The sequence below is a fragment of the Sphingomonas bacterium genome, from assembly GCF_903643065.1.
GTDB lineage: Bacteria > Pseudomonadota > Alphaproteobacteria > Sphingomonadales > Sphingomonadaceae > Sphingomonas.
Genome location: NZ_CAHJWX010000030.1, coordinates 1 through 10,204 on the forward strand (window position 1 = coordinate 1; position 10,204 = coordinate 10,204).

Consider the following 10,204-nt stretch of genomic DNA (forward strand, 5'->3'; position numbering starts at 1 on the left):
CAAGCTCAACGAATGTGGCTGCGCATGGCGACGGCGGCGGCGCGGCTGCGCGCGGCCGGCGAGGGCGACGCGGCGTTCCTGGAGGCCAAGCTGGTGACCGCGCGCTTCTATGCCGAGCGGCTGCTGCCGGGGACGGGCTCGCTGCGGCGCCAGATCGAGGGCGGCGCGGAGGCGGTGATGGCGCTGCCGCCGGAGATGTTCCTGGCGGCGTGAGCTGCCGCCGTTCACCGCCCCTCTACCCCGGTCTTCGTCGGGAGCGGGGTGGGAACAGCGCTGGGTGCGGGCCGGTGCGTACCGATCGGTTCGGCCGGCGCACGCGGCGGCTCGGGTGATGTGCCGGTCAGCGGCGGCTGTGGCTTCATGCATTGCGTCGGCGCCGCGCGCTTGAACTGACCGCAGTTCCACAGCGCCTTGTCGAACCCGTGCGCGCGATCACGCAGGTAGCTGAACCCCAGGCTTGCCTGCTGCCGCGGGGTGAGCGGCAGCGCGGCCGGTGCGCCCGCGAGCGGCGTCCAGGCGAGATATTTGCAATATGCCCGCGTCCCGCACGCACGGGCGACGAGCGCCGGGAAGGCGTCCGGCGACCCGTTGGCAGGCAGCGTCGCGAGGATGGCCCCGGGTTCGTCCGCTTCGCCGCCGGTCGCGTCGCCGAGCGGCGGTGCCGGCACGATCGGGGCGCCGGTGGCCGCGAGCTCGACCGGTGCGACCGTCGGAGCATGCGCCGGCGAGAGCGACGCGAGCGCGTCGATCACCGGCTCCGGTCCGTCACGCATCCGATCGAACGCGGCCGGCGTGCCCCACCAGCCGGCCCAGCGGAAGAACAGGTGCGGGCCGACGCGCGCGATCTTGTCGAGGCTGGCCTGCCAATAGGGCACGACCCAGTCCGTGTGGTAATGCGTCGCGAGCCCGACCGGGCGGAACACGGCCCCGGCCAGCGCCCGCGTCGCGATCGTTCGCGCGTGCGCCCAACTCGCCGGCAGCGGATGCCAGCGGTCGAGCGCGCCGTCGCAGGTGAAGCTGAACTGGCAGCCGGTGCGTCGCTCCGAGCCCTGGAACACGACGCCGCAGACGCTCTTCGGAAAGGCGGGATGACGCACGCGGTTGAGCACCGCCTGCGCGACCGCTTTCTCGCCGGTCGCGTCGTCGCCCGCCTCGTACAGGACGGCGGTGGCGAGGCAGTCGGTGGCGCGAGCGAGATCGTCGGCGGCACCGGCGAAATGGAAGGGCCGCGCGGGCGTGATCGCGCCGTCGGCGAAGGGCTGCGCTTCATTATAGGCGCGCGCGTCGTCGGGGCTGAGGTCCGCGAGGGCCACAGGCTCGACGGGCGGGAGCTCGGCGGGTGGAACCACGCGGGCGGGCGGGAGCCTGGGGGCGATCCGCGTGATCGCGCGCGGCGGGGGCGGGGCGAAAGCGACGAGCAGCGTCGGGGTGATGATCGCGAGGGTCGCGATGAGGAGGAGGACGGGGGTGAGCCACTTCACCGGAGGGCTGCTGGGCGGTTCCTTGTTCAAGCCCGGCCCCCGTCATCCTGAACTTGTTTCAGGGTCCACGCGCGACGCTCCGATCCGCGCGCTACCACCAGAACAAGCGTCGCGCGTGGATGCTGAAACAAGTTCAGCATGACGAAGCGGACGACCGTCACGCTTCCGGCAGGAAGTCCGGCACCGACAGGTAGCGCTCGCCCGTGTCGTAGTTGAAGCCGAGCACGCGCGCGGTGTCGGGCAGGTCGGGCAGCTTCTGCAGGATCGCCGCCAGCGTCGCGCCGGACGAGATGCCGACCAGCATCCCCTCCTCGCTGGCCGCGCGCCGGGCCATGTCCTTGGCGACGTTCGCGTCGACGTCGATCACGCCGTCGATCAGGTCAGTGTGCAGGTTCGCGGGGATGAAGCCCGCGCCGATGCCCTGGATCGGGTGCGGCCCGGGCTGGCCGCCGGCGATCACGGGGGAGAGCTTCGGCTCGACCGCGAACACCTTGAGGCCCGGCCATTCCGCCTTGAGCACCTGCGCGACGCCGGTGATGTGGCCGCCGGTGCCGACGCCGGTGATGATCGCGTCGATCGGCGTCTCGCGGAAGTCGGACAGGATCTCCTGCGCGGTGGTGCGGACGTGGATGTCGATGTTTGCCGGGTTCTCGAACTGCTGCGCCATCCAGGCGCCGGGCGTGTCGCGCACGATCTCCTGCGCGCGCTCGATCGCGCCCTTCATGCCCTTCTCGCGCGGGGTGAGGTCAAAGCTCGCGCCATAGGCGAGCATCAGGCGGCGGCGCTCGATGCTCATGCTTTCGGGCATGCACAGGATCAGCTTGTAGCCCTTGACGGCGGCGACCATGGCGAGGCCGATGCCGGTGTTGCCGCTGGTCGGCTCGACGATCGTGCCGCCGGGCTGGAGACTGCCGTCCGCCTCCGCCGCCTCGATCATCGCGAGCGCGATCCGATCCTTGATCGAGCCACTGGGGTTCGACCGCTCCGACTTGATCCATACTTCGGAGTCCGGGAACAGGCGCTGGAGGCGGATGTGCGGCGTGTGGCCGATCGTCTCCAGGATCGTGTTGGCCTTCATGTCGTCATCACTCCGGGCTGGGGGTCTAGTTCGGGCGCCGTCGGCGGATCAAAGGTCCGGGCGCGCTTGAGTTCCGGAAACAGGCCGGCCCAGACCAGCGTGACGCCCAGCGCCGCGACGCCGCCCAGCACCACCGCGCCCACCGGACCGAGCAGCGAGGCCATCAGCCCCGTCTCCGCCTCGCCCAGCTCGTTGGATGCTGAGATGGTGAGCTGCGACACCGCCGATACGCGGCCACGCATCGCGTCGGGCGTATGGAGCTGGATCAGCGAGGAACGGACGTAGACGCTGACCATGTCGGCCGCGCCGGCGACGATCAGCGCGGCGAGGCTGAGCGGGAAGGAGCGCGACAGCCCGAACACGATGATGGCGACGGCGAAGACCAGCACGGCGGCCAGCATCTTGACGCCGACATCGCGTTTCATCGGGCGGATCGAGAACCAGATCGATCCCGCCGCCGCGCCGATGCCCATGCCCGCCGCGAGCAGCCCCAGGCCCTTGGCGCCGACCTGGAGGATGTCGCGCGCATAGATGGGCAGCAGGGCGGTGGCGCCGGCGAGGAGGACCACGAAGAGATCGAGCGTGATCGTGGCCAGCACCAGCCGATTGCCCTGCACGTAGCGGAAGCCGTCGGCGATCCGCTGGAGCGGATGGCGATCGGTCTCCACCGGCGGTTGCTCCACCCGGCGAATGGTGAACAACACGCCCAGCGCCACCACGAACAGCGCCGAGATCGTGCCATATGCCACCACCGGGGCAATCGCGTAGAGCAGCCCGCCGACGCTGGGCCCCGCGATGGTGCCGACCTGCCACGCGATCGACGATACTGCGATCGCGGTGGGCAGCACCTCGCGCGGGACCAGGTTGGGCGCCAGCGCCGAGTAGGCGGGGCCGGAAAAGGCGCGCGCGATGCCGACGAACACCGCCGCCGCGAACAGCAGCGGCAACGTCAGGTGACCGGTCCAGGTCAGCAGCCCCAGCAGCGCGGCGTTCAGCGTCAGCAGCGCCGTCGTCGAGCGCACGATCCAGCGCCGGTCGACGCTGTCCGCCGCCAGCCCGACCACGGGGGTGAGCACGAACAGCGGCACGAACTGGACGAGGCCGATCAGGCCCAGCCGGAACGCCGAATGGCGGACGTCCATCGTCTGGCGGGCAAGGCCATAGACCTGCCAGCCGATGATGATCCCCTGCGCGCTGATCGCGACCGTGCCGGCGAGGCGCGACAGCCAATAGGCGCGAAAGGCCGGGATGGTGAGCGGGTGGGGCTGATCGGCCATGAGCCATCCGGCCTTACGCGGCGGCGTCGCCCGGCGGCAACCCGCGCCGTTGCCCATCGCCGCTTGGGACGCCTATAGGCGGGCTTTCCGTTGTTCCGTAAGGTCCGTCCGCCTTGGCCACCGCCCGCATCGCCGAACCACCCGCTTCCAACCGGGAGCGTCCCGTCGAGCCCGAGCCGTACCGGGCCAGCAAGGAGGAGCTGCTCGGCTTCTACGAGCGCATGTTGCTGATCCGGCGGTTTGAGGAAAAGGCGGGGCAGCTGTACGGGTTGGGGCTGATCGGCGGTTTCTGCCACCTGTATATCGGGCAGGAGGCGGTGGCGGTCGGGCTGCAATCGGCGCTGTCCGAGCGGGACAGCGTCATCACCGGCTATCGCGATCATGGCCACATGCTGTTGAGCGGCATCCCGCCCACCGACGTGATGGCCGAGCTGACCGGGCGCGCCGCCGGGATCAGCAAGGGCAAAGGCGGCTCGATGCACATGTTCTCGGTCGAGCATAAATTCTATGGCGGCCATGGCATCGTCGGCGCGCAGGTGTCGCTCGCCTCCGGGCTGGGCTTCGCGCACAAATATCGCGACGATGGCGGTGTCGCGCTCGCCTATTTCGGCGACGGCGCGGCCAATCAGGGGCAGGTGTATGAGAGCTTCAACATGGCCGAGCTGTGGAAGCTGCCGGTCATTTTCGTGATCGAGAACAACCAATATGCGATGGGCACGTCGGTCAACCGCGCGTCGGCCGAGGACCAGCTCTACCGGCGCGGCGAGAGCTTCCGCATCCCCGGCCTCCAGGTCGACGGCATGGACGTGCTCGCCTGTCGCGGCGCCGCCGAACGCGCGCTGGAATGGGTGCGCGGCGGCAAGGGGCCGATCATCCTGGAGATGAAGACCTATCGCTATCGCGGCCATTCGATGAGCGACCCCGCCAAATACCGCAGCCGCGAGGAAGTGCAGGCGGTGCGCGACAAATCGGACCCGATCGAGCTGGTCAAGCGGCTGCTGGACGACCACGGCGTCAAGGAGGACGAGCTGAAGAAGGTGGAGCAGGCGATCCGTCGCCAGGTCAACGAGGCGGCCGACTTCGCCGAGCAGACCCCCGAGCCGGCGCCGGGCGAGCTGTATACCGACGTGCTGGTGGAGCGGTACTGATGGCCGTCCAGATCAAGATGCCGGCGCTCTCGCCCACCATGGAGGAGGGCACGCTCGCCAAGTGGCTGGTCAAGGAAGGCGACCGGATCAAGTCCGGCGACGTGATGGCCGAGATCGAGACCGACAAGGCGACGATGGAGTTCGAGGCGGTCGACGAGGGCACCGTCTCGCGCATCCTGGTGCCCGAAGGCACGGACAATGTGACGGTCGGCACGGTGATACTGGAGCTGACGGCGGAGGGCGAGGAGCCGGTCGCGACGGGAGAAGGCAAGGACGAGGCCGAGCCGCCGCGTGTCGAGGCAGGCGAGGCGGCGGACCAGAAGGCGGAGGCGACGCCCGAACCCAAGCAGGTCGACACGGGCACGCGCCAGCTGGTCGAGGCGGCGTCGCGCGCGCCCGAGATCGCCGAGCCGGCGGTGCCGGCGGGCACGGCGACCGTGAAGCTCACCGTCCGCGAGGCGTTGCGCGACGCGATGGCGGAGGAGATGCGCGCCGACGACCGGGTGTTCGTGATCGGCGAGGAGGTCGCGCAGTATCAGGGTGCGTACAAGGTGACGCAGGGGCTGCTCGACGAGTTCGGCGACCGTCGCGTCATCGACACGCCGATCACCGAATATGGCTTTGCCGGCGTCGGCACGGGCGCGGCGATGGGTGGGCTGAGGCCGATCGTCGAGTTCATGACGTTCAACTTCGCGCTGCAGGCGATCGACCACCTCGTCAATTCGGCAGCCAAGACCAATTATATGAGCGGCGGGCAAATGCGCTGCCCCGTAGTGTTCCGCGGCCCCAACGGCGCCGCCAGCCGTGTCGGCGCGCAGCATTCGCAAAATTTCGCGCCCTGGTATGCCAGCGTCCCCGGGTTGATCGTGATCGCGCCCTATGACGCAGCGGATGCCAAGGGGCTGCTCAAGGCGGCGATCAGGACGGAGGATCCGGTCGTGTTCCTGGAGAACGAGCTGCTTTACGGCCGCTCGTTCGAGGTGCCGGATGTCGCGGACTGGGTGCTGCCGATCGGCAAGGCGCGCACCGTGCGGGAGGGCGCGGACGTGACGATCGTCTCCTATTCGATCGGCGTCGGTATCGCGCTGGAGGCGGCGGCCTCGCTGTCGGGCGAGGGGATCGAGGCGGAGGTGATCGACCTGCGCACGCTGCGCCCGCTAGACCGGCCGGCGGTGCTGACCAGCCTCGCCAAGACCAACCGGCTGGTAGTGGTGGAGGAAGGCTGGCCGACCTGTTCGATCGCGTCGGAGATCATCGCGATCTGCATGGAAGACGGCTTCGACGACCTCGACGCGCCCGTCGCGCGCGTGACCAACGAGGACGTGCCGATGCCGTACGCGGCGAACCTGGAGAAGCTGGCGCTGATCACCGCCGACAAGGTGGTGCAGGCGGTCAAGCGGGTCTGCTACCGGAACTGATTTCACCCATCGCGAGGCAGAAGTCAGGCGTCGTGCTTGTCGCAGGTCGCCGCGATCGCCGCCGGTTGGAAATTGTAGATTTGCGCGTAATCGCGATTGTCGCGGACGATGAACGACGCCGAATAATGGACGATCTGCGGACTGACGAACATGCCGCCGAACGCGGGTTTGTAGCGATAGTTGATCTCCACGAACATGACGCCGTTGCCCGACAGCGCCGTGACCTTCTTGCCCGTGTCGCCCATGCCGTTGGGCATGGCGACACCGGCATTGCCGGGCGCCTTGTCGCTGCCCGCCGACGTGCTGGTGGTGCCATAGGTCGAGTCATAGCCGGCGCCGCTCATCACGCCGACGCACCGCTGCCAGTGAAGCCGCTGCACCGGCGCGGGATCGGACGTGCCGTCGGCGTAAAACCGCTGGACGTTCTCCAGGCTGGACAGCGTCACCCGGCCATAGGTGGTGAGGCCGATCAGCTTGGCGTCGACGCGCAGGCCCTGAAGGACATCGTTGATGTCCGCCTCGCGCAACTGGGTGACGCCACCGCTCGCGGCCAGGCCGACGCGGGACGCATTGTCGGCGAGGTTGAGCGCATATTGGCTGACCCGCAAATTGGTGAGCGCCAGGAACGACAGTTCCGTTCCCCAGCCGCCGATCGCGATCACCAACGGCAGGGTGAAGGCGAACTCCAGCATCGCCAGGCCGCTCGTGTCGCGACGGAGGCGGCGCGCCAGCTCGATCATGGGCACACCTGCTTGACCACGTAGGTCGACTGATTGGCATAGGGCTGGTTTTTGAGCAGCGTCTGCGCGGACACCGACTGCGTGCTGCTCCACCCCATCAGGCCGGCCATCGGGAACAGGCGGGGGTAGGTCGCCGTGATCGTGTAGTAGACGACGTCATTGGCGCCACCCTGCCCGGCGAGGCCGGGATCGACGTCCCACTGATTGTTGCCGTTGACGTCGGTGAAGCATTCCGTCGCCTTGTCATATTGGCCGTTGTTGTTGTTGTCTTGGAAGGGTTCGGGCGCGACCTGGCCGAAATTGCCGTAGCTCTTGCGCGAGGTGACGAAGGTGGCGTTGGCCGCGACTTGGCGGACGCTCGCCATGACCTTGCTGTCGATGGCGGCGGTGTTGCCGGCGGCGTCCTGGATCGTGGCGTCGCGGCCCGCCTTCTGCAACGCGCCCGACAGCATCGCCTGGACGTAGCTCTGATAGGCGAGGTCGCACATGCCCATCATCAGCAGCAGCATGACCGGCGCCACGATCGCGAACTCGACGGCGGTGGCGCCGCGCGCGTCGGCGCGCAGGCGGAGGATGGCGCGGATCATTGCGTCAGCCTCAGCATCGCGACGCGCTGCGCGATCGTCTTGAACGCGGTGGTCAGCTGGTCGGTGCTCGATGCCTGAAAGGTCTGGCCCGGCGAGGCGCAGGTGGTCAGGCTGCTGTTGATGGTCACGCCCAGCGCGATCACGTAGATCGTGATCCCCTTCTTCTTGGCCGCGTCGCATTCCACCGCGAAGCGCGCGTTGTGCCGATCGAGCTGGCTGTTGTAATCGCCGTTGGTGACGCGCTTGTCCCAATATTCCGCACCATATTGACCATAGCTGGTCGGCGACGGCGACATCTCGCCATCGGTCATGAAGACGATGTTGCGCGAGGGCGCGTTGCGACCGGGCCAGGCGACGCTGTCGGCGAACACGCTGTCGGGCGACAGCATGCGCGTGCCCCAGATCATCCCGACATCGTGATAGGTGCCCCCGAACGGCTTGAAATCGGGGTCGTAGACGTAATCATGTACCTGTTGCGCGGTCCAGACCTTCAGCCGCTGCGCGGGCATGCCGCAGGCCGCCGACCCGTGCTGATCGAACCAGCCGCCCGCGCGATAGGACAGGTTCTCGTACTGGCTGGTCGAGTCCTCCGTGATGTCCTGGTCGCGCTTCTCGGTGTAGTTGACGCTGCCGCGCGTCCATTCCGCTTCCGGCCAGGCCGGGCGCCACTTGTCATTCGTCGCCGACGGCTTGAAGTCCGGATTGAGGTCGTCGGGCAGGCTGCCGAGGCTGAACGAGGCCGCGGCCGAGGTGTCGACCTCCTCGACGCAGCCGTGCCAGCTGCTCGCCAGCCCGTCGAGCCGGCCGGGCGCCGTGGTGGTGGCGCCGGTGGCGAAGCGGCTGATATCCAGCGTCTGCGGCTCGTAGCGCCAAAGCGCGCGCAACGGCTGCTGCGTGCCCGAGCAGGTGCCCCCGTTCGCCGCCGTCCAGCTGACGTTGGAGTAATAGCGGGCCTGGTAATAGCCCGCATCCGCCCAGGCCGCCGTGGAGCCGATACTCGGTCCGATCCGCACGAAGCCGGTGGCCGGCAGGCGCTGCGCGACACAAGAGGCCTGCGCGACGCCGGTGAAGGAGACGCTCGACGTGTTGCCGTAAACGTAGTCCCCGGCGGTGTTGGAGGTGGCTTCGACCGTCGGCGAGAGGTGACGCGTCTGGTATGTCCAGCTCGTATTCTGAAGATATTGTGCGGGAATGACCTTGCCGACGTTCACGGCGGACGAATAGGTGACGAAGCCGTAGCGGAAATGGGTGGTCGAGTCCGCGTTGTCGCGCATCGTCTTGTCGAACAGCACCACCGCCTGGCGCACGCCGTCGATCTTGGAGCCAGAGCTTTCCTGGTTGTAATAGCCGGTCGAGCCGTCGGACCGGCTGTAGCTGGTCACCGCGTTGGCACAATCCGTGCTGGCGCTGGGTACGCACGACATCGAGCCGGTGGTGTCGAGCACGAACATGACGTCCGTGTCGGCGAGGTCGAACCGCGCCTGGCAGGTGGTGACGAGGTCGCGCGTGTTGATGCCGAAGAAGCTCATCACCGCCATCGGCAGCGTCGTCGACGCGGCACCCTGGACGGTGTTGGCGACGGTCGAGTCGACGCCGTCCGAGGCCTTGGTGGGCGTGAAGCTGACATTGGTGGTCCGATACCAGCCCCCGCTGAACGTCTTGGCGGACGTGTCATAGGTGGCGCCGAAATTGTTGGCGAAGAAGGTGTTGGCCTGGGTCTTGGCGGTGCTGTCGAGCGGGGTGGACAGGCTGGTGTCGGTCATCGCCTTGCGCCCGGCGAGCACGCCCGCGTCGCAGGCCTGTTGCAGCCGCGCCTTGACGACGTAGATGCGGGCGAAGTCGATCGCGGACCCCGCGAAGCCGATCAGCGGCACCATCGCGGCCGCCATCATCGCGAGCGTGTTGCCGCGCCGGTCGCGCGCCAGTCGGCCGAGGAAAGTGGAGGAACGGATCGCCATGTCCTATCGCCGGATGCGACAGCCGCCCCGCGCGGCTCCGCTCGTCGTGGCGCCCTGGACCAGGCGGCGCTAAGCCTGTCCGAAGCGACATGGTTAGCAACGAGGCAAGGAACGCCGAACGGGCGCTGGCGATCGGCTACGCGCCCGTCGAGCGCCGCGCCGCGCTGCGCGCGCTGTTCGCGCTCGACGCGCGATTGCGGGCGATCGCGCTCGCCGCGCGCGACCCGACGATCGGGTTGATGCGGCTGACCTGGTGGCGCGACGCGCTGGAGCGCCTGGACGGGGCGCCGGCGCCGGCGGAACCGCTGTTGCGGTCACTGGCGAGCGATCTGGTGCCGGAGGTCACCGGAGCGGCGCTCGCGGACCTGACGGAGGCGTGGGACGCGCTGTTGAGCGGCGAGGGCGAGGTGGCGCGTGGCGAGGCGCTGTTTCGGCTGGCGGCGCGGGTGCTGGGCGTCGACGATCCACGGGTCGGGCCGGTCGGCGAGGCCTGGGGGCGGGTGGACCTGGCGCGCGA

The 10,204-nt window shown here is 68.7% G+C and carries 10 protein-coding genes; 4 read left to right on the forward strand and 6 right to left on the reverse strand.

Annotated elements, in window-relative coordinates; translation table 11 throughout:
- The coding region (locus HUU95_RS02185; RefSeq protein WP_174278596.1) for an acyl-CoA dehydrogenase C-terminal domain-containing protein at window positions 1-213 on the forward strand (213 nt) is incomplete at its 5' end.
- An 11-nt stretch (window positions 214-224) separates the two neighbouring features.
- Here HUU95_RS02185 and HUU95_RS02190 read toward each other — a convergent pair.
- The 3 genes from HUU95_RS02190 to HUU95_RS02200 all read right to left on the reverse strand — a co-directional run bounded on the left by HUU95_RS02190 (window position 225) and on the right by HUU95_RS02200 (window position 3,836).
- On the reverse strand, window positions 225-1,481 hold the full coding sequence (locus tag HUU95_RS02190) for a cell wall hydrolase (protein ID WP_174278597.1): 1,257 nt from the start codon (window positions 1,479-1,481) through the stop codon (window positions 225-227).
- Window positions 1,482-1,638: 157 nt separating this feature from the next.
- The gene (gene cysK / locus HUU95_RS02195) at window positions 1,639-2,559 is read right to left on the reverse strand and encodes a cysteine synthase A (protein WP_174278598.1); all 921 of its coding nucleotides are present in this window, start codon (window positions 2,557-2,559) and stop codon (window positions 1,639-1,641) included.
- Window positions 2,556-3,836, reverse strand: a complete 1,281-nt coding sequence (locus HUU95_RS02200; protein ID WP_174278599.1) for an MFS transporter — start codon at window positions 3,834-3,836, stop codon at window positions 2,556-2,558. Before HUU95_RS02200 ends, cysK begins: the two co-directional genes overlap by 4 nt.
- A 113-nt stretch (window positions 3,837-3,949) precedes the next feature.
- On the opposite strand from HUU95_RS02200, the gene pdhA reads away from it, so the two are divergent.
- Window positions 3,950-4,984 carry a pyruvate dehydrogenase (acetyl-transferring) E1 component subunit alpha gene (gene pdhA, locus HUU95_RS02205; RefSeq protein ID WP_174278600.1) on the forward strand — a complete coding sequence of 345 codons (1,035 nt, stop codon included), beginning with the start codon at window positions 3,950-3,952 and terminating at the stop codon, window positions 4,982-4,984.
- Window positions 4,984-6,402: a pyruvate dehydrogenase complex E1 component subunit beta gene (locus tag HUU95_RS02210; protein ID WP_174278601.1), complete on the forward strand. Its 1,419-nt coding sequence runs from the start codon at window positions 4,984-4,986 to the stop codon at window positions 6,400-6,402. The genes pdhA and HUU95_RS02210 overlap by 1 nt, the downstream gene beginning before the upstream one ends.
- Window positions 6,403-6,425: 23 nt before the next feature.
- On the opposite strand, the gene HUU95_RS02215 is transcribed toward HUU95_RS02210, so the two are convergent.
- The 3 genes from HUU95_RS02215 to HUU95_RS02225 are packed head-to-tail and all read right to left on the reverse strand — an operon-like array spanning window position 6,426 to window position 9,687.
- Window positions 6,426-7,142 carry a TadE/TadG family type IV pilus assembly protein gene (locus tag HUU95_RS02215; RefSeq protein WP_174278602.1) on the reverse strand — a complete coding sequence of 239 codons (717 nt, stop codon included), beginning with the start codon at window positions 7,140-7,142 and terminating at the stop codon, window positions 6,426-6,428.
- Window positions 7,139-7,729: a TadE/TadG family type IV pilus assembly protein gene (locus HUU95_RS02220; protein ID WP_174278603.1), complete on the reverse strand. Its 591-nt coding sequence runs from the start codon at window positions 7,727-7,729 to the stop codon at window positions 7,139-7,141. Before HUU95_RS02220 ends, HUU95_RS02215 begins: the two co-directional genes overlap by 4 nt.
- Window positions 7,726-9,687, reverse strand: coding sequence for a TadE/TadG family type IV pilus assembly protein (locus HUU95_RS02225; RefSeq protein WP_174278604.1), 1,962 nt, complete (start codon window positions 9,685-9,687; stop codon window positions 7,726-7,728). The genes HUU95_RS02220 and HUU95_RS02225 overlap by 4 nt, the downstream gene beginning before the upstream one ends.
- 89 nt (window positions 9,688-9,776) lie before the next feature.
- On the opposite strand from HUU95_RS02225, the gene HUU95_RS02230 reads away from it, so the two are divergent.
- On the forward strand, window positions 9,777-10,204 hold a 428-nt coding region (locus HUU95_RS02230), incomplete at its 3' end, for a squalene/phytoene synthase family protein (protein ID WP_217429729.1).